Source organism: Streptomyces odontomachi (assembly GCF_024435355.1).
GTDB classification, from domain to species: domain Bacteria; phylum Actinomycetota; class Actinomycetes; order Streptomycetales; family Streptomycetaceae; genus Streptomyces; species Streptomyces odontomachi.
Window position 1 is genome coordinate 502,907 of record NZ_JAMJWG010000002.1, and the last position, 24,241, is coordinate 527,147.

Below are 24,241 nucleotides of genomic sequence, written 5' to 3' on the forward strand. Positions count from 1 at the left end.
TGAGGTGGTTCAGGAGGGGTCGGGCACGTTGGGACGCGGCCCTTCCCACACCTTCTCGACGTGGTCGAGGCAGGTGTCCCGGTCACCGCGGACACCGACCTCCCGCCAGCCCCCGGGCACCGCCCGGTGCGCGGGCCAGACCGAGTACTGTCCGGCGTCGTTGACCACCACCGTGTACGTCCGGGGAGGTTGCGGCTCGCTCATCGGGACTCCTCTCCGCGCCGCCACGTGGTGACGGAGCCGTCCGGTACTTCGCCCATGCGCTGGATCGCCGAGAAGAAGTCGGCGACGTACTGGTGGAGCTGAACGGCCGTCACGGCAGTGTCCGCACTGTCGACGATCAACATGGCGCGGTCGGACGTCGGGTCCTGCACGAACACCACGTTCAGCGCGAAGTGGTTGGGTTCCCTGCGCACCGTCGGCTCCACACCGAGCCGCAGGTCCACGATGCCGGCCTGGGCGGACGTCAGGCGGCCCAGGGCGTGGAAGCGGTTGAAGGTGAAGCTGGAGTCCAGGGTGGGATCGGTCAGGTACCTGGCGATCTCGCTGTACGGCATCCTGCGGTGCGGGGTGATCTCGCTCTCCTGCCGGTGCACCTCGCGCGCCAGGGAGGTCCAGGTCTGCCCGTCGAGCCCCACGCGCAGCGGGACGGTGTTGAGGAAGACTCCGCGGGTCTCCGTGCCCGCCCCGTCCTCCAGCCTGCCGTTGACCGTCAGTCCGGTCACCACCTCGGGGGTGCCGGCCAGCCGGGAGAGCGCGGCCACGTGTGCGGCGAGCGCGACGCTCTTGGCGCCGATCCCGTTGGCCGCGGCGAACGCCGGTACACGAGCCGCCGTCTGGGCCGGCAGCACGCGCTCCAGGACACCCGTGTCGGCTCCGCGTCCCGAGCCGCGCTCCGCGGCACCCAACCGCGTGGGGCGGACCCCGGACATCCGCCGTTTCCAGAAGTCCCGTGACACCGTGGACTCCTTGGCTGCCGCCTCCAGGGCCACGTAGTCCCGGAAGAGGGAGGCGGGCGCCGGGAGCGGGGGGCTCGACGGGTTGTCGCGCAGTGCGGCGTGCCGCTCCAGCAGTTCGGCGAAGAGCGAGGTGAAGCTCCAGCCGTCCAGGATGGCGTGGTGTTCCACCAGGGTGAGCTGGTAGACGTCCTCGGACAGGCGCTGGACGAGGACCCGCAGCAGCGGGGCGGTGCCGAGGTCGAAGGAGACGCCCCACTCGTGCAGCGCCAGGTCGGTGACGCGGGCCAGTTGCTCGGACTCGCCCACCTGGCACAGGTCCTCCACGACCAGGGGCACCGGCACGTCGTGGTGGACCAGTTGCATCGGTTCGCTGAAGGAGACCAGGTCGAAGCTGGTACGCAGCACGGGGTGCCGGTGCAGGACCTCGGCGAGCGCGGAGGCGAACGCCTTCTCGTCGAAGTCGCCGGAGATCCGGTAGCTGTTGACGTTCTGGTAGGGACGGCGCCCCGGGTCGGCCTCCAGGTGGTAGACCATGGCCAGCTGCATGGCGGTCATGGGGTAGGCGTCGTCCAGACCTGCGGGGAGGTAGGCGCGGTCCGCCGCGGACACCAACGCGAACGGTGCTCGCTCGCCGGTGTCGTCGGCCTCGTCGGCGCGCCTGAGCTGGGGCGCCAGTTCGGCCAGCACGGGGGTGGTGAAGAACGCCTCCAGGTCGAGCTCGTAGCCGCGGCCCCGGAGCAGGCCGGCCACCTGGACGCTGCGGATGGAGTCGCCGCCGAGGGAGAAGAAGTTGTCCTCCCTGGCGACGTCCTCCACGCCGAGCGCCTCCTGCCAGGCCCCGGCCAGGAGCCGCTCCGCGGCGGTGTCCGGTGCGGTGTGCTCGCTGTCGCGCCCGGCCTCGGCCCTGGGGTGGGGCAGGGCGCGCAGGTCGACCTTGCCGTTGGAGGTCAGCGGCAGTTCGTCCACGGCCATGATGACCGAGGGCACCAGGTGGGTGGGCAGCCGTGCGCCGAGGAAGGCACGCACGTCAGCGGCAGCGGCCCCGCCCACCGTGTAGGCCACCAGACGGGACGGGCCGTCCGGGTCCGGGTGCGCGATCACGGCGCAGTCCCGGACCTGCGGGTGCGCGAGGAGCGCGTGGCGGATCTCGCCCAGCTCGATGCGGAAGCCACGGATCTTCACCTGGTCGTCGATGCGCCCCAGGTACTCAAGGGTGCCGTCCGCCCGCCACCGGGCCAGGTCTCCGGTGCGGTACCACGGCGTGGCGTCGTGGGGCACCGGCCCGGGTGCGAACCGGAGGGCGGTCAGGTCGGGATTGCCGACATAGCCCTTGGCCACCCCGGCCCCGCCGACCACCATCTCCCCCACCACACCGATCGGCACCGGCACACCGTGCGGGTCGAGCACCGCGACGGAGAGGTGCGGCAGTGCGCGGCCGATGATGCTGTGCCCGAAGGAGTGCGACGAGTCGATCTGGTGGGCGGTCACGTGGACGGTGGTCTCGGTGATCCCGTACATGTTGCACAGCCGCGCCCGGGGGGCTCCGGCCTGCTCGAACCAGTGCGCGACGTGGTGCGGCTGGAGCGCCTCGCCGCCCAGCACCACCCAGCGCAGGCCCTCCACCGGTACGGGCAGGTCGGCCAGCGCTGAGGTCAGCTGGGCCAGTGCGGACGGGGTCTGGCTGACGATGGTGACCCGTTCGCGTACCAGCAGTTCCACGAACCGTCCGGGGGCCCGGGCGATCGCCAGGGGCACCACGACCAACCGCCCGCCGTACAGCAGCGCCCCCCACATCTCCCACACGGAGAAGTCGAAGGCGTAGGAGTGGAACCCGGTCCACACGTCCTGCGGGCCGAACCCGAACGCCGTGTCCGCCGCGTCGAAGAGGGCGGCGACATTGCGGTGTGTCACCTCCACGCCCTTGGGGCGCCCGGTGGAACCGGAAGTGAAGATCACATAGGCGGAGTCCTCGACGGAACCGGCGAGTGCCAGGTCCTCCGCCGGCCACGCCCCGGACGCCCCTGCGGTGGCCACGTCCTCGTCGCGCAGCACCAGCCGCACCTGCGCATCACCGAAGACCATCGTCTGCCGGTGAGCCGGGTCGGCGGGGTTGACGGGCACGTAGGCGGCGCCGGCCTTGAGCACCGCCAGCACCGCCACGACCTGGCCGGGGCCGCGCTCCAGCAGCAGTCCGACCCGGTCCCCCGGCACGACGCCGCGGGAACGGAGGGAGCGGGCCAGCCGGTTCGCGCGGGCGTTCAACTCCGTGTAGGTGAGGTGTTCGGCGCCGTGGCTGAGGGCGGTGCGGTCGGGGTGCGCCGCGGCCACCCGTTCGAACGACTCGTGCAGCCGGGCGTCGATCGAGACCTGGGGCGCCGCCGTCGGCTGGACCACCGCACGGTCCTCGTCGGTGAGCAGGTCGACGAGCCCGACCCCGGCATCGGGATCGGCCAGCACCTGCTCCAGCAGTCGCACCCAGCGCCGGGCCATGCGCAGCACCGTCGACTCGTCGAAGAGGTCGGTGGCGTACTCGACTTCGAGCCGTGTCCCGGCGTCCTCGTCGCAGACCGCCCAGATCAGGTCGAACTTGGCGGTGCCGGTGTCGGTGGACATCGGGCTGCCCACCGCGTCGGCGAGTCGCAGCCGGTCCGTGCCTCGGCTGTCGTGGTAGCCGAAGACCACCTGCACCAGCGGGGAGTGGCCGGGCGTTCGGTCGGTGAGCACCCGGTCCACCACGGCCTCGAACGGCACGTCCTGGTGGTCGAAGTCCTCCAGCACGCTGTCGCGGACCCGCCCGAGCAACTGCCTGAAGGTCGGCTCGCCGCCCAGGTCGATCCGCAGCGCCAGCATGTTGACGAAGTATCCGAGCAGGCCCTCGAGTTCCAGCCGGTCACGGCCGGCCACCGGGGTGCCGATCACCAGGTCGTCCTGGCCGGTGTGCCGGTGCAGGAAGACGGCGAAGGCGGCCAGCAGCGGCATGTAGCCGGTGGCTCCTTCGTGCTGGGCCAGGGTGCGCGCCCGGCCCAGCAAGCCCTCGGGAAGCGGCACGGTGACCGTGGCGCCGCGGAAGCTCTGGGACGCGGGGCGGCGACGGTCGGCGGGCAGCGCCAACGTCTTCGGCGCATCGCCCAACCTCCGCTCCCAGTACTCCAGTGCGCGCTCGTAGCCGGGGCCCGTCTGCTGCTCCCGCTGCCAGCGTGCGTAGTCGGCGAACTGCACGGGCAGCGGTTCCAGGGCCGGTGGCCGGCCCTGTTCCGCCGCGGCGTACAGCTCGGCCAGCTCCCGTTCGAAGACAGCCGTGGACAGTTCGTCCCAGATGATGTGGTGGAAGACCACCGCCAGGTCCCACCGGTCCGGCCCCGTCCTGAGCAGGCAGCCGCGCAGCAGCGGTCCCTGCTCCAGGTCGAACGGCTGGCGCACCAGGTCCTGCAACAGCTGCGCCGACCGGGACTCCGGATCGGGCTCGCCGGTGAGGTCCCGCACGGTGAACGGCACGTCGACGTGCGCGCGCACCACCTGTCTCGGCTCGCCGAGGGCCGCCGAGAACACCGTGCGCAGCGCTTCGTGCCGCTCGACGACACCGCGCAGGGCGCGCTCCAGCAGGGCGGGGTCGAGTCGGCCGTGCAGCCGCTGGACCCAGGGCAGGTTGTAGGTGGCCGTGCCCGGTTCCCACTGGTCGAGGAACCACAGGGACCACTGGGCGGCGGACAGTGGTGCGGTGGTCTCGCCGGCGCGGACGATGGGTCGCCAGGAAGCACTCATGGTCACCTCAGCTCACCTCGATGTCGAGTTCGGTCACCGCACGCACCCACTCGGCGTCGTTCAGCGGTGGCAGCGAGGCCACGGCGGAAGCCCGCCGCTCGACGTCCTCGACGGAGTCGGCACGCGCCCGGACGGACCCGGCGAGTTGGGCGATCGTCCGGGACGTGAACATGGTGCGCAGGGGCACGTCGACGTGCAGCGCCACGGCGATCCTGGCCCGCACCCGCAGGGTGTTGAGCGAGTGCGCCCCCGAGGTGAACAGGTCCTGGTCGCGGTCGAGCCCGGGCAGGTCGAGCACCATCGACCAGATGCGGTTCAGAACGTGCTCCACCGGTTCGGCCTCCTGCGGGCCGTCCGTTTCGAGCCGGGACGTGCCGGAAGGCAGCGGGTCCCCGGCGTCCCCGGTCCGCAGGGCGGACCGGTCCACTTTGCCGTTGCCGGTGAGCGGCACCTCGGACAGGCGGCGGAAGTGGGTGGGCACCATGTGGTCCGCCAGCACCGATCCGGCATGGGCGCGCAGTTCGACGGCATCGACCGCGTGCCCGGCCGCCAGCACCACGTAGGCCTGCAAGCGGTGGTCCTCACCGTCCGCGACGAGCACCGCCACGGCCTTCGACACCGCCGGGTGCCCTTCCAGCACGGTTTCGATCTCGCCCGGCTCGACCCGCTGACCGCGGATCTTCATCTGGTCGTCCAGCCGGCCCAGGTACTCCAGCTCGCCGTCCGCGCGCCAGCGTGCGGCGTCGCCGGTGCGGTAGAGCCGGCTCCCGTCGGCACGGAACGGGTCGGGCACGAAGCGGTCAGCGGTGAGCCGTGGCTGGTTGAGGTAGCCGATCGCCACGGCCACACCGCCGATGTGCAGTTCGCCCCGTGCGCCGGCCGCCACCGGCTCGCCGGCGGGGTCGAGCACGTGCAGGTGCACACCGCTGATCGGGCGGCCGATCGGAGTGGTGCGGGCCGTCTGCGGCAGCGTCCGGCACCGCCAGGCGCTGACGTCGACCGCGGCCTCGGTGGGTCCGTAGAGGTTGTGCAGCTCCCCGGGCATCCGTCCGAGGAAGTCGTTGACCAGCCGTGGGGGCAGTTCCTCCCCGCTGCACACGGTGCGGCGCAGCGACCGGCACTCCTCGGCACCCTGCTGGGCCAGGAAGACACGGAGCATGGAGGGCACGAAGTGCACGGTGGTCACCTGCTCGGCGACGATCAAATCGCGCAGGTAGCCGGGGTCCCGATGGCCACCGGGACGGGCCAGGACCAGTCGCGCGCCGGTCATCAGCGGCCAGAAGAACTCCCACACCGACACGTCGAAGCCGAACGGCGTCTTCTGGAGGACCACGTCGTCGGCGGTGAGAGGGAACCGCGCGTCCATCCAGGCCAGCCGGTTGTGGATGGCCCGGTGGAAGGTGGCGACGGCCTTGGGGCGCCCGGTGGAACCGGAGGTGAAGATCACGTAGGCGGGATCCTCGGGGCCGGCCCAGGGCTCCGGGGCGCGGTCGGGATCCTCGGCCCACCGGTCCGGGTCGTCGAGGTCCAGCACCGTGGCCTCCCCCGCGGGCAGCAGCGGGATGAACCGGCGCTGCGCGAGCACCACGGGGGCCTGCACCTCCGTGACCATGTGGTGCAACCGCTCGGCCGGGTGTTCGGGATCGAGCGGGAGGTAGGCGCCGCCCGCCGCGACCACCGCGTACAGCGCCGTGACCAGGTCGAGGGAGCGTTCGGCCAGGACACCCACCACGACCCCGGGGCCGACCCCGAGCGAGCGCAGCCGGTGGGCGAGGCGGTTGGCGGACGCGGTCAGCTCCGCATGGCCGAGGTGCGTGGCATCGATCGACACGGCGGGCCGCTGCGGATCGCCGTCGGGCCGGGAGCGGAGCTGGTGGTACAGCGTCATCGTGTGGTCCGGCGGCGCGTCGGCGCCCGGGTCTGCGGAGGTGTCCCGTGCGTGGGCGACGGCGGGGACCGGTCCGCTCGAGGGGTGCTCAGCCGGTGTGTGCTCCATGGCCATTCTCCTCCGTGCCGGCTCGGACGGGGGTCGCGCCGTGACCCCTCGTGTGGCGCAGGTTGCGGTGTCGGGCTCGTGCATCGCGTCGCGCAGCAGGGCCTTCCAGTCCTGGACCAGGTCACGCACGGTGTCCTCGTCGAAGAGCCCGGTGTTGTACTCGACCACTCCGTGGAAGCTTCGTCCGTCGTCGGTGACCTGCCAGCTGATGTCGAACTTCGCCGTCCCGGTCGGGACCAGCGCACGGCGGACGGTGAGCGGTCCGGCCCGCCAACCGTCACCGGTGTGCCGGTGCATCTCGAAGACCACCTGGACCAGGGGGGCGTGTGCGGTCGGGCGCTGGCCGAGCACCCGGTCCACCACCGCCTCGAACGGCACGTCCTGGTGGCCGAGGTCGGCCAGCACGCTGGTGCGGACCCTGCGCAACAGCTCCCGGAAGGTGGGTGTGCCGGAGAGGTCGATGCGCAGGGCGAGCAGGTTGACGAAGTATCCGAGCAGCCCTTCGAACTCGGGCCTGCTGCGACCGGCCACCGGGGTGCCGATCACCATGTCCTCCCGGCCGCCGTACGCGCGCAGCGTGAGAGCGCAGGAGGTGAGCAGCACGAGGAAGGGGGTGGCGCCCTCCTGCCGGGCCAGGACCCGGACCCGGGAGGCGACAGCCGTCGGCAACGCGAACGCGACGGTGGCACCGTCATGGCCGGGTTGCTCCGGGCGGGGCCGGTCGGTGGGCAGCCGCAGCAGGGTCGGCGCACCGGCCAGCCGGCGGGCCCAGTGGTCGAGCCCGGCTCGATGGGCGGCGGTGTCGCTCCGCTGCCGCTGCCAGGCGACGAAGTCGTCGTAGTGGGCGGGCAGCGGCGGCAACACGGGCGCACGCCCCGCTACGGCCGCGGTGTAGGTTTCGGCGAGTTCACGCTCGAAGACGGTCAGGGACAGCTCGTCCCAGACCAGGTGGTGCAAGACGATGAGCAGGACAGACCGTTCCTCGTCCGTGCGCACCAGTACGGCTCGGTACAGGGGGCCGTGCTCCAGGTCGAACGGGGCCCGGGCGGCGGCCTTCAGGGAGGCACGGGCGGCCTCTTCCCGGTCCGCCGGGTCCGGGGCGTTCCCGGTCGTTCCGACGGGCGGGGCCGCGGTGGGTGCCACGAGGTCCAGGTCGAGGGTCAGGTCCGGACGGATCACGCGCCGCGGTTCGCCCAGGCGCTCGACGAACACCGAGCGCAGGACGTCGTGCCTGGCCACGATCGTGCGCAGGGCCTCTTCGAGCAGGGTGTGGTCGACCGGGCCGTCGAGCGTGAACGCCCAGGGCACGTTGTAGGTGGCCGTGCCCGGCGCCCAGCGTTCCAGGAACCACAGCGAGCGCTGACCGGCCGACAGGCCGCCGTCCGCCGGCCGGGTGGTGTGCGCGCCGGCCCGGTTCGCACCACCCGGTACGTGCCGGTGCTCCGGCGTGGCGGGTTCCTGCGTGCCTTCGCCGACCACCTTGTCCACGACGATGGCCAGTTCGGCCAGCGTGGCCGCGGAGAAGACCGCCTGGGCGGGCAGCCCGGGCCCGTATGTCGCGATCAGTTCGGCGGCCAGTTGCAAGGCGACCAGCGAGTCACCACCCAGGGCGAAGAAGTTGTCGTCCATGCCGACCCGCGGCACGTTCAGCATCCGGCACCATGTCTCGGCCAGCGCCGTCTGCGTGGTGGACCACTGCTCGTCCTCCGCGGCGGACGGTTGCGCGTCCTGTGCGGGTTCGACGGCGGGGTCGGTGGCGGTCTGCACGGGCTCGGGGAGAGCCGCCCTGTCCAGCTTTCCGTCGGCGGTCAGCGGCAGGGCCGGCAGCAGCACGACGGTGGGCACCATGTGCGGCGGAAGCAGCCGACCGGCCTGGGCCACCAGTTCGGCGGCGCTGGTTTCGGGGGCCACCACATAGGCCACCAGGGCGGTTCGACCGCCGGGAACGGACCGCCCCAGCACGGCGCAGTGCCGCACCCCGGGGTGGCGCTCCAGAGCCAGCCGCACCTCGGACGGTTCCACCCGGAACCCTCTGATCTTCACCTGGTCGTCGGTGCGGCCGACGAATTCGAGGTCACCGCGGTCGTTCTCGCGGACCAGGTCACCGGTGCGGTACATCAGGGCGCCCGGAGCGTCGGCGTACGGGTCGGGCACGAAGCGTGCGGCGGTCATCGCCGGACGGGCCAGGTAACCCCGGGCCAGTGGGGCACCGCCGATGTACAGTTCGCCGACGTCTCCGCCGGTGACCGGCGTCATCCGCTCGTCCAGCACGTGGAGCACCCGCTCGCCGCAGGCGGTTCCGATGGGGATCTCGTCCGGCACCGGCCCGGCCGGGAGCCGGAACAGGGTCGAGGTGATGACGGATTCGGTGGGGCCGTAGGCGTTGAGCAACGGCACCTCGGGGAGGAGCCGCCGCCAGTTCGCGACCGCGGGGACGGACATGCGTTCACTGCCGGAGATCATCAGCCTCAGCCCTCGGCAGGCGGCGCACGCATGTTCGTCCAGCGATAAGGCGAATCCGCTCCAGTAACCGCCCGGCAGGTTGGCCACGGTCACCGCGTGACGTGCGAGGAGATCGGCCAGTTCACCGAAGGGCAGCAGCCCGGGTCCACGGGTGACGACGGTGGCGCCGACCCGCAGCGGGGTCAGGGCCTGTTCCAACGCGACGTCCACATGGGGGGCGGCGAACCACAGGACCCGGTCGTCCGGCACCAGCTCCAGCCGCTCGGCCATGTCGTCCAGGTGCATGGCCAGGGCCGCACGGGTGACGCACACACCCTTCGGTCGTCCGGTGGTGCCCGAGGTGTAGAGGAGGTAGGCGGTGTCGGTGTCCGCGGGCTCGGCGCCCTCCGTCGGGGGGCCGGCTCGGCCCTCCAGGACCGGCTCGGCGCCGGCGTGCGGGCCGGGGCGCAGGTGCACCCGCGCCCCGCTGTCCGCCAGCACCTCCCGACGGTTCTCGGCGGGCGCGGTGGTGTCCAGCGGCAGGTAGACACCGCCGACGCTCAGGACGGCGAGCAGGGCCACCAGGGTGTCGACGCGATCGCTCAGGGAAACGGCGACGACCGTCTCCGGACCGACCCCGCGCTCCCTCAGGCGGTCCGCCAGTCGGGCACGTCGGGTGTCGAGTTCGGCGTAGGTGATCGGGGAACGTCCGTCGCACTGCACGGCCACCGCTCCAGGCGGCCACTTCGTGAGGGGAAGGGTGAATCGTGCGGGCATCTCGAAGTCTCCCTACCGGGGCAAAGGGGGAGGGTGCACGACGTGCCAGCCCACCTCGCCGACGCCCGTACCCGACGTCCACAAGGTGGTACGTGCGCTGTTCAACGGTGCCGAAGGTGGCGGCTAACAGGTGGTGCCTTCGAGAGGCGGAGGGCAGAACGGGGCAAAACCCTCAGTTCGCCAGCACACCGCCCCGTTCTGTGGGGATAGGGGGTCGTCGGCACCAGTCGTGGACGGGCCGCGGCGTCCCGCGGACACACCACCCACGTCTGATCCAAAGAGACCTTGCACCCTGCAAGCGACTGCAATCAACAACCCCTCGGACCCCGGTGGCCAGTTCCCAACCGCTACGCCCACCACCCGGCGGCACCCTCGCCGGGTGGCCTGCGACGCTGACGCGGATAGATCGTCACACCTACCGGATGATGTCCGAATCCGGCCCCGAGTTCCGACCCCGAGGATCATCGGACCGTGGCGGCTTCGATCGATCTTGACCTTGCCGATCTCTCCGCACGCAGGCCCCTCACGAACGACTCGGTTTCGGCGCCCGCCCCGACATGCCCAGGTCACCCACGATCCGGCGGGCCCGGGGCGCGCCAGGTCACGCCGTGTCCCACCCCCGCGAGAGGACACTCGGCCGACCGTCACGGGAATCTCCCACTGATCAACAGATAAATTCTCACTCACTGGGAGACCGGACTCATCGCGTCCGGATTTCGTGTCTATAGTCCGGCGCGTGATCAGTGAGAAGCCCGCGCACGGTCCCGGCCACCGGACCGGCACCATCCTGGCGGCGTTCGCCGAGCAGTCGTCCATGACCGCTCAGGGCATCGCCCGGCACACCGGCATCCCCGTCAGCGCCGTGTACCGGCACCTCCAGGACCTGATGCGGCTCGGCCTGGTCAGCCAGGCCCGGACGCACGGCCGGTACTGCGCGGGATCGCTCACGGTGCAGATGGCGGAGAACTACCGGCGCGAGATGCTCAACGGCGGAACGGTGCGGCGTCGGCTGACCCGGCTGGCGGCCGACACCGACGAGCTCGCGGCCTTCCTCATCCCGAGCGGCCAGCAGGTGCTGTGCGTCGAGGTCGCCGAGGGATCACGCGTGATCAAGTGCAGCTTCTCCCCCGGTCTGAGCCAGCCGCTGACCTTCGGCGCCAGCGCCCAGGCGATCCTCGCCCACCTGCCGGCCGAGCGCGTCACCGAGGTATGCGAGGCACACCGGCTGAGCCGCGAGGAGGCCGAGCTGCTTGCCGTCGATCTCCATCGCGTCCGCGAGCGGGGTTACGCGATGAGCACGGGCGCCGTGGACGAGGGCGTGTGGGGCGTCAGCGTTCCCGTCTTCGACCGGCGCGGGCAGGTCACCGGGACCGTCAGCACCATGGCGCCGGAGTTCCGGGTGCGCGGCAACCAGCGGTCCCTGCTCACCTTCACCCATGCCGCAGCACAGGACATCAGCCGCCTTGAGGAGTTCCCGTCGTGATCACGGACACCGAGCACACCGACCGCACCGGGACGGAGGCAGGCGGCACCGCCGTCCCGCCCCGCCCGGTCTGGACCGGCCGCGTCGACGGGCCGGGGCCGGCGCACCGGCGCTGGCACTCGGTGGTCGGTGCGGCCGACCCGCGCACCCCGGGGGTGGCCCTGATCGGCTTCCGCAGCGACGAGGGCGTCCGCCGCAACGGCGGGCGGCCCGGAGCGGTGGACGGTCCGGGTGAGATACGCCGGGCGCTCGCGTCCAAGGCCCTGCACACCGAGATCGTCGTGCATGACGCGGGCGACGTCACCGTCCACGGGCACGACCTGGAGTCCGGGCACGACCGGCTGGCGGCCACGGTCGGCACCCTGGTACGCGCCGGACACCTGCCCGTCGTCCTGGGCGGTGGGCACGAGACCGCCTACGGCTCCTACCGGGGGCTCGCCGAGGGTGGGTCGCTCGAAGGCCGGCGCCTGGGGATCCTCAACCTCGACGCGCACTTCGACCTGCGGACGGCTCCGCAGGCGACCTCCGGCACCCCGTTCCGCCAGGTCGCAGACGCCGAGGCAGCACGCGGCGCCGACTTCGGATACGCGGTGATCGGCATCAGCGAGTCGAGCAACACGGCCGCCCTGTTCCGCACCGCGGCCGACTTGGGTGTCTGCTACCGCACGGACGAGCAGTCCCAGGAGCGCCACCTCGACGACGTCCTGTCGTTCGTGGCCCGCTTCGTCGACTCCGTCGACGTCCTCCACCTCACCATCGACCTCGACGTCCTGCCGGCCGACGCCGCCCCCGGCGTCAGCGCCCCGGCCGCGCTCGGCGTCCCGGCGACGGTCGTCGTCGAGGTCTGCAAGGCGGTCGCGGCAAGCCCGAAGCTGGCCCTGCTCGACGTCGTGGAGCTCAACCCCGTACACGACCAGGACCATCGCACCGCGAACCTCGCCGCCCGGCTCGTCCACACCGTGTCGGTGACCGCCCACCGCGCCCGCCACACGGCCCCCGGCCACGGCGGGGCAGCCGGCGCCGCAGCGAGCTGAAATTCGCCCACCACTCCCACCCCGAACGGAATCACCATGGCAAGAGCGCCCCTGGGGAGAAGAGTCGCCGCCCTGCTGGCCGGGCTCGTCACCTGCGTCATGATGCTCACGGCTGCCGCGCCGGCCGGCGCGGCCGAGCAGGACGGGAAGGCCGGCAAGCTGGCACGCCTGCGTTCGGGTCAGGCGACCCTCCGGGTGGGCACCGACGCGACCTTCCCGCCCTTCGAGTTCACCGACGCCAAGGGCCGCAAGACCGGCTTCGACATCGAGCTGGTCCGCAAGCTGGCCGCACGCGCGGGCATCAAGAAGGTCTCCTTCACGCAGATGCCCTTCGGGAACATCGTCCCCGCCCTCCAGGCCCACCAGGTGGACATGGGGGCATCGGGGATCTACATCAGCGCCGAGCGATCCAGGGTCGTCGACTTCACGGACGTGTACTACCCCGGCGGGCTCGCCGTCTTCGTCGCCGGCAAGAACGACACGATCAAGTCCCAGGCCGATCTCTCCGGCAAGCGCATCGCGGTACAGGTCGGCACCAAGTCCGTCGAGTGGCTCAAGCAGCATCAGCCGCACGCCCGGCTGATCATGGTGCAGACCAACGAGCAGATGTTCTCGTCGGTGAAGCTGGGCCAGGCCGACGCCGTCGTCACCGGCGCTCCGGCCGGCCGGTACTTCGTCGCCCAGCACGGCGGCCTCAAGCAGGTCGGGAACCGGCTGACGAGCGAGGACTACGCGTACGCCCTGCCGAAGTCGGACGCCGAGGTGACCGCGGCGCTCGACACCGCCCTGAAGAAGATGAAGGACGACGGCTCGTACACTGCGCTCACCAAGAAGTGGTTCGGGGCGCAGAGCGACCAGGGCGCGAAGAAGGATCGACCGCTCCTCAACCCGCACACCATCGTCGAGTCCTGGGGGCAGATACAGCACGGTCTGCTGGTGAGCATCGCCGTGATCCTGATGTCGCTGTGCCTGAGCCTCCTGCTCGGCACGGCCGGCGGGTTCGCCAAGCTGAGCGGTTTCCCGCCGCTGCGCTGGCTCGGCAACGTCTATGTCTCCGTGATCCGCGGAACGCCGTTCGTGGTCCAGCTGTTCTTCCTCTACTTCGGCCTGCCCCAGCTCGGGCTCCAACTGCCGCCGATGGTCGCGGGCGTCCTGGCGCTCGGCCTCTACAGCGGCAGTTACGTCACCGAGATCTTCCGTGGCGCCGTGCAGTCGGTGGACCGCGGGCAGATCGAGGCCGCCAGGTCGTGTGGCATGTCGCACGCGTCGGCCATGCGCCACGTCGTCGTTCCGCAGGCGTTCCTGCGGATGCTGCCTCCGCTGGGCAACGAGTTCGTGTCGCTGACCAAGAACTCCGCACTGGTCTCGTTCATCACCATCGGCGAGCTGTTCCTGGTCGGGCAGACGATCATATCCAGGACCTTCGACGCCCTGACCGTCTATCTCTTCATCGGCCTTCTCTACTACGTCCTCACCAACGTCATCGGGTCCGCTACCCGTGCGATCGAGAAGAAAATGGCGGTGTACGTCTGATGGCGCTCCTGGAGACCTTCGACATCACGAAGACATTCGGCGACCACCAGGTGCTGCGCGGTGTCGACTTCCGTATCGAGCCCGGGCAGGTGGTGGCCGTCATCGGGCCCAGCGGTGGCGGAAAGTCGACCTTCCTGCGCTGCCTCAACCTGCTGGAGACGCCGACCTCGGGGCGTGTCGTGTTCACCGGCGAGGAACTCGAGCCGAAGAAGTCGAACCTCGATAAGCTGCGCGCCCGAATGGGCATGGTCTTCCAGCAGTTCAACCTCTTCCCGCACATGACCGCGCTGCGCAACGTGGTGCTGCCCCAGATGAACGTGCTCGGGCTCACCCGCGAGGAGGCGGAACGCAAGGGCCGTGCCCTGCTGGACCGGGTCGGCATGCTCGGGCGGGCCGACGTGTACCCGAACCGGCTGTCCGGCGGGCAGAAGCAGCGCGTCGCCATCGCGCGGGCGATCGCCATGGATCCCGAGCTGATGCTCTTCGACGAGCCGACCTCCGCACTGGACCCGGAGGTCGTCCACGACGTCCTGGACATCATGACCGACCTCGCCCGGGACGGCATGACCATGATCGTCGTGACCCATGAGATGGGATTCGCGCGCAGGGTGGCCGACCGGGTCGTCTTCATCGACGACGGCAGGATCGCCGCGGACCTGCCGCCGGAGGAGTTCTTCTCCGAGCACAACGGCAACGAGCGGATCCGCACGTTTCTGGCCAAGGTGCTGTAGCGGCCACCACGACTCCACCGGGCGGACGCACCGCGGCGGGACCCACCGCGACGGGCGGGACGACCGGCATCATCCGGTCAGGCGGCCGTCATCCGGTCAGGCGGCCCAGCAGCTCGCTGGCCTGGGGACCGAAGGTGGCGTCCCCGGTGTCCCGTGCCCGCTCCAGGTACCGCACGGCCTGGTCGGTGTCGCCGTCCTGGCTGGCCATCTCCCCGAGCCGGTAGGCGGCCTCGGCGACCAGGTCCGGATTGCTCCTGGTGGAGTCGAGGGTGCGCCGGTAGAACTCCCGTGACCGGTCCCGGTCGCCGACCCAGTAGTACAGCTCGCCGAGGTGGGCCAGCGCGAGCTCCCGCTGGAACAGGTCACCGGAGTCGATCACCCACTGGTACCAGCGTCGCGCCTCGGCCACGTCCCGGCGGTCCTTGGCGGCGCCGCCCAGCATCATCGCCCCCATCGCGCCCGTACCCCGATCGCCGTTGTCGACCATGTCCAGGTAGCGGCGCCGGGCTTCGTCGGCGTCGCCGGACAGCGTCGCCAGCTGGGCCAACCGCAGGTGACACACACCGACGACCGTTTCGCCGCTGTCGTCATCCAGTCCGGCACCCACGTCGGCACCGCGCTGTTGCGCTTCCTTGGCCAACTCGAGGTTCCCCTGGTCCTGGTACAGGCAGCCGAGTTCGTGCCAGGCCATGCCGCAGAAGAAGGAGTCCCGGGTCGCAGCCGCCCGCCGGTACGCCGCGATCGCCGCGTCCGTCTCGCCTCGGCCCGCATGCGCCTCGCCCAGGTGGTAGTTGGCGCGGACCGCCCAGGTGACGTCGTCGGTGTCGGCGATCAGCTCCCAGGCGAGGATGGCCTCCGCGATCCGCCCCGCCCCTTCCAGATCGGTGCCCAGCTTGAAGCAGTGCTCCGGATGGACGTCGGCCGCCGACAACTCCTGGGCCTCCTCGTGCCGGCCCTGGTGCCGGAACAGCACACCGAGGTCGACGGCCGCCTTGCCACGCGCCGCCGGGAACTCCGGGGTGGCGACCCGCCGGTACAGCTCGACGGCCTGGTCGAGGTCGCCGGCGAGGTAGTGGCGGCGGGCGACCTCCAGTACCCCGCCGCCCGGGTGGCCGTTGCTGCGGCGCAGGTGCAAAGCTTCCGTGGCGGCCAGTTCGCCGTCCAGGTCGTGCTGGATCCGGCAGACCGTGGCCAACCGCTCCCACACCTTGTAGGCCAGGGACGCGCTCTGGTCGCCGAAGTCGGCCAGTACACGCAGGGCCGACCGGGTGACGGCGGACCCGTCGGGCAGCTTCCAGAGCACCGACATGCAGCACTCGGAGGCCATCTCCAACGATTGGTCGTCCCACCGGGCCAGCCGCTCGAACACCGACCGCATGCCGTCGACGTCCTCGTCCAGCAGCAGACGCACGGCCAGTGCCGGAGCACCGAACTGGGGATCGGACTCGGGAATCCGCTCCAGCGCGTCCTTTCCACCGTCCAGGTCGTCCTCGTAGCTGATCAGATTCTCGGCCGCAAGCCAGGCCAGCGGCGGAACCGCCTCGGCGGGCAGGTCGCCGGCCAGCAACTCCGTCGCCAGCTCGTACCGCTCCTCCGACTGCCAGCTGTCCGCCGGCGACGAGTGGAACAGCCCGACCGCGGCGCGGGCCATGAGCGCCCGGTGGCCGGTTTCGAGCAGGCCCTGGAAGCAGGACTGGCTGTCACCGCTCCGGTAGCCGTCGGCTAGGTTCGCCTCGCCGAGCCGGATGGCGACCCAGGGCTGCACGGCGGACGCGGATGCAAAGGCTTCGGCGAGCGCGTCCACGACGTCTTCGGTGTCGTCCCACGTCGTCAGGTTGGTGGCCGCCAGGTAGGCGGTGTAGCCGGCCGCCAGCCTGTCCTCGGACCGGGCCGCCCTGACCTGCCGGTGGGCCGCTTCCGACCCGGCACCGCCGTCGTCGAGCAGGTCGCCGAGCAGGGCCGTGAACACCCCGGTCAACGGGTGTCGCCCCTGGGCCAGTGCCTCCAGGTCGGGGAGTGCGTCCTGGTCACGGGTCAGGTAGCGGGCGAGGGTGGTGACCGGGTCGGCGGGCACGGTGGTGTCCGGGGGCAGGGCCTCGGCGGCGGCCAGGACGGCCAGGGCCACGGCCGCGCGCGGGCCGTGGGTGAAGTCGGCGGTCCCGGCGAGGTCGCTCAGGAGCTGGCGCGCGGCGGTGGGATCACCGTGCCGCAGTTCGATGCCGGCGAGCACGGTGCTGGCCTGGTGCGCGGCGGGTCGCCAGTCGCCGGCGGCGGCGGCGCGCAGCTCGGCGCGGGCGGCGGACAGGTCGCCGGCGCGGTAGTGGTCGAGACCCGGCCGGACCGGGACCAGCCAGGAGGACGGCGCCTGGAGGTCGTCCAGCGGGGCCAGCGCCAGATCGACCAGGTCGGGCGCGTCGGCCTCGGTGCCGGCGTGGTCGAGGACTAGGGCGGCGCCGTCGTCGTCGCCGGCCTCGCGCAGCAGCTCGGCCAGCGGCTCGGCGGCCAGCGGCCGGAACCAGGGGTGACCGGAGTCGACCACGGCCCGGTAGGCGCGGATCGCCGCCAGGAAGTGCCGCTCGCCGCGGAGCAGCCGGCCGAGCTCGACACCGGCTGCCGGAGCCAGCTGCGGGTGCTCGCTGCGGGCGAGCGCGGCCAGTTGGCCGGGCGCGGAGTCGGCCTCCCAGACCTGCGGACAAGCGACGGACTCGCCGGCCGCGATCCTGGCGAGGCTGGCCCGCAGCACGGCGAACCCGCGCACGTCGGACCGCAGGCTCAGGTCCTTGGCGCGCTGGTGCGACTCCACCGCGTGAGCGAACTCGCCAAGCTCGAACCGGGCCAGTCCGACGCAGTTCAGCGCCACGCCGCGCAACTCCGGATGCCCGGCGGCGAGCACCTGCTCGTGGACGGCGTGCGCGGCAGTCAGGGCCGCCCGGCAGTCGCCCTTCCGCATCCGCTCGGCGAACACCGCGAACGCCTCCCGGTGCGCTTCGTAGCCACCGTCCACCCCTGACGCACCGTCCACCATGCCCGCACCTTCGTGATCCGCTCCGGTTGCCTGCTGCGCAGAGCGTAGGCGGCGGGGCCGACAGCGGGGGTGCGGGGGCGATCGGGTGCCGGTGGACGTCGACACCGTGCCGCGTGGGCACCACGGCCTGGCCAGGGCCCGTCCCCACACCGACTGTTCATCATTTCTATCGATACATGCACATGGGCGTCATGGTGTTGGCACGCGCTTTGTGCGATGGTGTGCGAAAGAGTGTGGTCATGGCCCGGTGGCGGCCCGGCTGTCCGTCCTGGGTGCGGCAGGGGGAGGCGCTGGTGCGCGGAGGAGTACGTGCGCCGGACGGGCGGCTTTTGACGGTGGAGACGAGCGGGAATCCGAGAGGAAAGCCGGTGTTCCTGCTGCACGGGACACCGGGGAGCCGGCTCGGCCCGTCCCCGCGTGGGGTGATGCTCTACCACCAGGGCGTACGGCTCATCTCGTACGACCGGCCCGGTTACGGCGGTTCGGATCGATTACCGGACCGCAGCGTCGCCGACGTGGCGCAGGACGTGACAGCGATCGCGGACGCGCTCGGTGTGGAACGCTTCGGCGTGGTCGGACGCTCCGGAGGCGGGCCGCACGCACTCGCCTGCGCAGCGCTGCTGGCGGAGCGGGTGACCCGGGCGGCGGTGCTGGTGAGCCTGGCGCCACGGAGTGCCGACGGGCTCGACTGGTTCGCCGGCATGGCAGCGTCCAACATCGCTGAGTACACCGCTGCGACCACCGGCCCGGAGAAGCTCGCCGCCAGCCTGGAGTCGCGTTCCGCAAAGATCCGGGACGATCCGATGCGGCTCCTGGCCGAACTGCGCCGAGAGCTGACCGGTCCTGACCGGGTCGTTGTCTCGGACGCCGGGATGCGCTCGCTACTCGCGCGCAACTTCCAGGAGGCGATACGCACCTCGTCAGACGGCTGGTACGACGACGTGCTCGCGTTCAGCTCCCCGTGGGGCTTCGACCCGGCCGACATCCAGGTGCCGGTGATGATCTGGCACGGCACCGAGGACGTCTTCTCACCGGTGGGCCACTCGCGCTGGCTGGCCGACCGCATCCCCGGGGCGATCGCGGTCTGGCAACTCCAAGCGGCCCACTTCACCGCGTTTCGCGTCCTGCCCGACATCCTGACGTGGCTGCTCACCGGCTGGTGGGCGCGGTCAACCGAAGATCACGCCGCCGCGGAGGGTTCGAGGTCCCGGTAGACGTGCTCGCGATTGAGGGCCGTCACCGTCTGCGGGTGGTCCGGGCCGAGCAGCCGGGTCAGCGTCTCCCGGGCCGCCATACCCAGCTGGCTCGACTCCTCCGACCCTTTCGACCCGGCGAGCGCGAGGGCCAGATCGGCCTCGCACAGGACCGTGTCCGGATGCTGCTCCCCGAACCTGACCCGGAACCCGGCGAGGGCAGCTTGCTGAAGGTCCCGGGATGCCTCGTGCTCGCCCATCTCCCGCAGGGTTCCGGCGAGGTTGGCCATGCACCACAGCGTATTGGGGTGCTGGTCGGGAAGCTCCTGGCGCATCCGCTCCAGCACACCCTCCAGCACGGACCGCGCACGGTCCCGCTCGCCGACGCCGCGCAGGTGGATACCGAGGTTGTTGACGGCGACAAGGGTGGAGGGGTGGCGCTCGCCCAGCGACTCGCCGTACTTGGCGACGACCTCGCGTTCCAGTTCGAGCGCGGCCGTACGCTCGTCGGTCACGTACAGATCGGTCGCCAGGTTGAGCATGCAGGCGAGGCTCTCCGGGGTCTCGTACGGGTACCGCTCGCGGTAGCAGTCCCGGGTGCGCTGGGTGAGGCGCCGGGCGTCCTGCACGTGTCCGGCACGGCGCAGTGAGACCGCCAGGCTCTTCGCCGTCCGCAAGGTCTCCGGCGCCATCCGGCCGACGACCCGCTTGCACGACGCGTACGTGGCGGTCAGCAGCGTCGCCGACGCCCCGTAGTCGCCCGAGTCGCGCAGGTCCCGGGCGAGGTTGCCCGCGGAGAAGAGCGTGTACGGGTGTTCCGGGCCGAGCACGACGCGGCGCCGGTCCAGGGTGTCCTGGTCGATGTCGCGTGCCTCGTAGTAGTCGCCGACCAGGCGCAGGCAGACGCTGAGGTTGTTGGCCGCGGCAAGGGTGCGGGGATGGTCGGCGCCGAGCAGCTCGGTGAAGCCGGCGTACGCCTCGCGTGCCATCTCCAGGGCCTCGTCGAACTGGCCGAGCGTTCCGAGGTCGGTGGCGAGTCCGCTGGCGGTCATGAGCGTGTGCCGGTCGGGTATGCCGGGCCGGTCGAGGTTGGCCCGCTGCCACGCCAGGATTCGGGTGTTCTTCTCGCGCGCCTCGACGTACTTCCCCCTGGAACGCAGGATGTTGGCGAGGTGGAAGTCAAGGAAGCGGTCCTGGCGTTCGAAGTGCCGCCGTCGTAACGGGGATTCGAGGGACATGTCGCGCCGGCTCCACACCTCGACGAGCCGCTCTCCCAGGGCGTCGGCCGCGTCGAGGTCACCGCGCTTCCAGAGATAACGCACCCGGTCGATGAGCAGCTGGCGGGTGTCCGGCTCGTCGCACCGGCTCGCCCGGGACGCCTCCAGATGGGGCCAGATCTCGGCGAACCGCTCCCAGTTCTCCGGGTCGTCGGTGTCGCCCTGGACCGGCCGGGCACCCACCAGGATGCGGTGGACCGCGTGCTCGGCTGCCACGCGCTCCTCGGTGGTCATCTCGGAGCGGATGACCGACTGGACGAGCCGGTGGATCTGGATGCTGCGGGTCGCCGGGTCGACCTTGGCCAGCGCGAAGCGGCTCAGCTCCTGGATGAGTCGCCCGAGGTTCAGCCGGTCCTGGAGGCTCTCGTCGTACGGCATCAGGGACTCGAGCATCCGGTTGCTGTAGAGCAGGTTCCCGGAGATCGGCTCGGGCGCGAAGAAGGCGCAGAGCTGGAGCAGCCGGACGGCGGCCGGCGAGCGCTCGCGCAGCCGGGTCAGCGAGATGTTCCAGGTTGCGGCGACCGGTTGCGGATAGCCGGGCGGCGGGTTGAGCGCCAGGACCCGGGTGTCCTGGGCGGCCAGTTCCGTGAGGTAGTCGGAGACTGCGGTGGCGGTCTCCGCCAGCCAGGCTCCCGCCTGTTCGACGGCGAGCGGCAGATCACCGAGGGCCGCGGCCACGGCGTCGGCGTCCCGTGGGTCGATCGTGGGCACCCGGCGCAGCAGATGCTCGACGCTCTCCTCACGGTTGAACACGTCCACCTCCAGGGGGTGGCCGAGGTGGGACCAGTTCTGGTTGCGCGAGGTCAGAAGGACGTGGCCCTGGCCACCGGGCAGAAAGGGCTGGATGGCCTCGGGGTCGTCGGCATTGTCGAAGATGAGCAGCCAGCGCTCGGTGGCGCCGATCTGCCGCAGGTGGTCGAGGGCGTCATGGGCCGCCTCCGCCATGTCCTCGGGCATCGGCAGGCCGAGCCGTTCGCCGAGTTCCGCCAGGGAGGTGGCGACGAGTTCGCGCTGCTCGGCGGAGATCCACCAGACGATGTCGTAATCGCCCATGAAGCGGTGCGCGTACTCCAGGGCCATCTGCGTCTTGCCGACACCGCCGAGGCCGTAGAGCGTCTGCGGCCTCGGCAGGACTATCGTCATGCCGGCGCCGAGCTCCTCCCGGATGTGCTCCATCAGCAGGCTGCGCCCGGTGAAGATCGGGTTGCGGATCGGGACGTTCCACACCCGGGGCGTGGTACCGGGGAACCGCGGCAGGACGCTCGTCTCCTCGCCACGCGACGGCGGGCGGCCCGGTCGCCCCAGGGCGCGCAGCAGCGCCGAGCCGGCGTAGCTCTCGTCGCGCTGGACCAGGTCCACCGGTGTCCGTTCGACGAAGGGAGCGGTCACCCGCACCTCGCCGACCCGGACCGGGATGAGGAGCCGCTTCGTGCCCGACGGGTCCGCGGCGACGGCCTGCTCCCACACGCTGCGCGCCTTGGTGGACCGCAGGTAGGCGGCGGAGAGCAGGGCCATGGTGTGGGCCGGGGCCTCCCCGACCGCGCCGGTCTCCCGCCCGCCCGGCGCCGCCTCCCCGTTCTCCCGCCCGCCCGGCGCCGCCTGCCCGTCGCTCGCCGCGTCGGCGGGCAGCACCCGGAACCCGGCGTCGGTGAGCAGGGCCGCTATCCAGTCGGCCCACATACGGTCCTCGGGCACGAAGCTCAGACGGACGTTCGTCGTCGCCGTGGGCCGGTAGCGGCGGCTGAAGCGGTCGCGGTAGTGGAGACGGACGTTCTCCGCCATCGGCGGCAGCGAGGTCACCGTCGACTCGCTGATGACCGCGGTGAGCCGCTCGAAGGCGGAGAGCAGCGAGTTGGCAAGACCGGTCTCGTCGCCGAAGGTGGCCAGCGTCTCCTCGTAGTTGTAGTACGAACGGTAGGGCACCTCCACCGAGCCCCAGTACGCGTTGAGCTCGTCGTCGGACATGCCGTTGGGGAGCCGGTCGAAGATCGCCCTTGCCAGCGAGCGGCCCGTGTCGGCCTTCTCCTTCTCGCCCTCGTCGATCCGCATGGGGACCGGGAGAATACGGATCTGGCGCTCCCGGAAGCGTTCGTTGATGTCGCGGGCGACGCTCGCGGATCCGTCGACGCTCTGGCCGCTGAGGGTGAAGCAGTCCACCAGGACGTCCGGCAGCAGCACGGTGCAGATGTCGGCGACATCGCTGATGCCGGTACGGCTGTCGATCAACACGTAGTCGTAGTGGCGCTTCATGTCCTCGCGCAGGGCGTCGAAGAACTGGCCACCGCCGAGCCGGTCGAAGAAGTTGTCCCAGTCGAAGCTGCTGACCGCGGCGGAGTACGTGCGGTCCTGCCGTCCGGCCGAGACGAAGTCGAGCGTGCCGTCGCCGGGAAACGTCCAGTTCAGGGAGACCGCGTGCGGGGTGATGCGGGCGTACTGCAAGTGCCAGGCGTCCGGGTCCCGCTTGCCGGGGGTGACCGCGGCTTCCGCGAAGTCCCTGATCAGCTCGACGACCCCGGTCGTCGCCGCCAGGGTGGACGGGTCCAGGAACGGGTGGAAGAAGCGATGCAGGCCGGGCGCCTCCAGGTCCCAGTCGACGGTGAGGACGCGCTTGCCGCCGGCGGCCAGGATCCAGGCGACGTTGGCGAGCGCCATCGTGCGGCCGGTGCCGCCCTTGTACGAGTAGAAGGTGACGATGGTTCCACCGCGGTCGTCGGTCATTGCGGATCCTCCCTCTGGTCTGGGCGAGGATGGCGGTCCTCGGGCGATGCGGTGGAGCCCGTCTCGCCGGGCGGGTAGAGCCGGAAGCGCTCCCTGCGAGGCCCTTCCGGCGGGTAGGCGGGCGCGCGTTTGAGGAACTGGGAGGCCACGTGCTCGACGACGTCCGGCAGGACGTCGGAGAGCGACTCCAGGCTGAGGACCCCGTGCACCGCACGCCGGCAGACGACCGAGCCCTGCGTGGTCTTGCGGGGCATGGTCTCGTTGAGGGCGGTCACCAGTTCCTCCTCGTGGTCGCGGCCCTCCGCGTCCTCGCGGTTCCACGGCACCACGACACCCGTCCACGGCCGGTCCGCCGCATCGAGCCGGCCGAGCCACTCCCGCTGTTTCGGATCGGCCACCGCCCACCGGTCGACAAGCACGATCTCGGGTCCGTCGACCGGATCCGCGGGCTCCAGCGGGTCGGGCTCGTCATCGGACGAGACGAGGGTCGAGTGGTAGTCGAAGCTCCCGGCGATCTCGGCCGCAACCGCGGCGAGCGGACGTCGGGAGAGTGGATAGAAGGGGTTCCAGTCGATGGCCCGGTCCCCGTAGAACTGCGTGCTGCGGCCCGGCGGCAGGTGGTGGCGTGAGGCGGCGGCCACCGTGATGCGCAGGTTGCGGGTGCCACGCGGCGTTCCGAAAGCGCTCGGTATCCGCCGGTAGTCGACCGGCTGTCCCGGGTCGACGTCCGAGATCTCCGCCACCTTGACGATGTGCCTGGCCAGCTCGTAGACGGCCACCTCGTACTCCTCCCGCAGCCTGCTGAGCTTGATCAGCCCGTACAGCCCGTCGGTGGTGTACCTGGTCCCGAAGGCCGCATGGTTGAACTGGAGTTGCTCGGCCGCGCTCGGAGTCGACTGGGGTGGTACCGGGACCCATAAGGCCGGGACGATCGCCTGCACGGGCCGGCCGATGCGCGCCTGCTGCTGGATGGCACGCTGCTGGAAGGCGAACCACTCCTTGCCGCAGTGCAGGCTGCCGAAGTAACGCGGTGACGTGAGGGGGACGAAGACCCGGCAGGTGGCGAGGGCGTGGGCCAGCCGGTCCGACCATCCTTCTCCGGTCCTTATGTCGCGGTCCATGAAGCCGACCCCGGAGTGGGGAAGGTCGGTGAGGGAGAGGATGTGGTCGCAGAGGTCTCGGTAGAGGCGTTCCACCCACAGATTGGGATCGGCGACGCTCGCATCCTGGCTCGGGGTGTGGGCGTAGCTCAGGAAGAAAAACGGGTTGCTCTCGCCCCCCTGCCGCTTCTCCGATGTGAGCACGCATCCC

11 protein-coding genes are annotated in these 24,241 nt (G+C 71.3%); 5 read left to right on the top strand and 6 right to left on the bottom strand.

Annotation, left to right across the window (positions count from 1 at the left end):
- Positions 1 to 9: 9 nt before the first annotated feature.
- The 3 genes from NQO67_RS06795 to NQO67_RS06805 are packed head-to-tail and all read right to left on the bottom strand — an operon-like array spanning position 10 to position 9,936.
- The gene (locus tag NQO67_RS06795; RefSeq protein ID WP_255947983.1) at positions 10 to 204 is read right to left on the bottom strand and encodes an MbtH family protein; all 195 of its coding nucleotides are present in this window, start codon (positions 202 to 204) and stop codon (positions 10 to 12) included.
- Positions 201 to 4,721, bottom strand: coding sequence for a non-ribosomal peptide synthetase (locus tag NQO67_RS06800; protein WP_255948464.1), 4,521 nt, complete (start codon positions 4,719 to 4,721; stop codon positions 201 to 203). The genes NQO67_RS06795 and NQO67_RS06800 overlap by 4 nt, the downstream gene beginning before the upstream one ends.
- Before the next feature lie 7 nt (positions 4,722 to 4,728).
- A complete protein-coding gene (locus NQO67_RS06805; protein ID WP_255947985.1) occupies positions 4,729 to 9,936 on the bottom strand; it encodes a non-ribosomal peptide synthetase in 5,208 nt (1,735 codons plus the stop codon).
- A gap of 736 nt (positions 9,937 to 10,672) precedes the next feature.
- On the opposite strand from NQO67_RS06805, the gene NQO67_RS06810 reads away from it, so the two are divergent.
- From NQO67_RS06810 to NQO67_RS06825, 4 genes are read left to right on the top strand one after another with little or no spacing between them, the layout of a single operon-like run.
- Positions 10,673 to 11,419, top strand: a complete 747-nt coding sequence (locus NQO67_RS06810; RefSeq protein ID WP_255947986.1) for an IclR family transcriptional regulator — start codon at positions 10,673 to 10,675, stop codon at positions 11,417 to 11,419.
- Positions 11,416 to 12,453 carry a formimidoylglutamase gene (gene hutG, locus NQO67_RS06815; RefSeq protein ID WP_255947988.1) on the top strand — a complete coding sequence of 346 codons (1,038 nt, stop codon included), beginning with the start codon at positions 11,416 to 11,418 and terminating at the stop codon, positions 12,451 to 12,453. Before NQO67_RS06810 ends, hutG begins: the two co-directional genes overlap by 4 nt.
- 36 nt (positions 12,454 to 12,489) lie before the next feature.
- Complete coding sequence (locus NQO67_RS06820; RefSeq protein ID WP_255947990.1) at positions 12,490 to 13,986, top strand: ABC transporter substrate-binding protein/permease; 1,497 nt, start codon at positions 12,490 to 12,492, stop codon at positions 13,984 to 13,986.
- Positions 13,986 to 14,717, top strand: a complete 732-nt coding sequence (locus NQO67_RS06825) for an amino acid ABC transporter ATP-binding protein (RefSeq protein ID WP_255947992.1) — start codon at positions 13,986 to 13,988, stop codon at positions 14,715 to 14,717. Before NQO67_RS06820 ends, NQO67_RS06825 begins: the two co-directional genes overlap by 1 nt.
- A gap of 88 nt (positions 14,718 to 14,805) precedes the next feature.
- Here the strand turns inward: NQO67_RS06825 and NQO67_RS06830 are convergent, their stop codons facing one another.
- Positions 14,806 to 17,742 (bottom strand): tetratricopeptide repeat protein, encoded by a 2,937-nt coding sequence (locus tag NQO67_RS06830; protein WP_255947994.1) that lies wholly within the window; start codon positions 17,740 to 17,742, stop codon positions 14,806 to 14,808.
- A gap of 293 nt (positions 17,743 to 18,035) precedes the next feature.
- Between NQO67_RS06830 and NQO67_RS06835 the strand changes: the two genes are divergently transcribed.
- Positions 18,036 to 18,956: an alpha/beta fold hydrolase gene (locus NQO67_RS06835; protein ID WP_255947996.1), complete on the top strand. Its 921-nt coding sequence runs from the start codon at positions 18,036 to 18,038 to the stop codon at positions 18,954 to 18,956.
- Here the strand turns inward: NQO67_RS06835 and fxsT are convergent.
- Positions 18,923 to 22,930, bottom strand: a complete 4,008-nt coding sequence (fxsT, locus tag NQO67_RS06840; RefSeq protein ID WP_255948007.1) for an FxSxx-COOH system tetratricopeptide repeat protein — start codon at positions 22,928 to 22,930, stop codon at positions 18,923 to 18,925. The two genes, NQO67_RS06835 and fxsT, sit on opposite strands and share 34 nt — an antisense overlap.
- Complete coding sequence (locus NQO67_RS06845) at positions 22,927 to 24,234, bottom strand: TIR-like protein FxsC (protein ID WP_255948009.1); 1,308 nt, start codon at positions 24,232 to 24,234, stop codon at positions 22,927 to 22,929. Before NQO67_RS06845 ends, fxsT begins: the two co-directional genes overlap by 4 nt.
- Positions 24,235 to 24,241 lie beyond the last annotated feature (7 nt).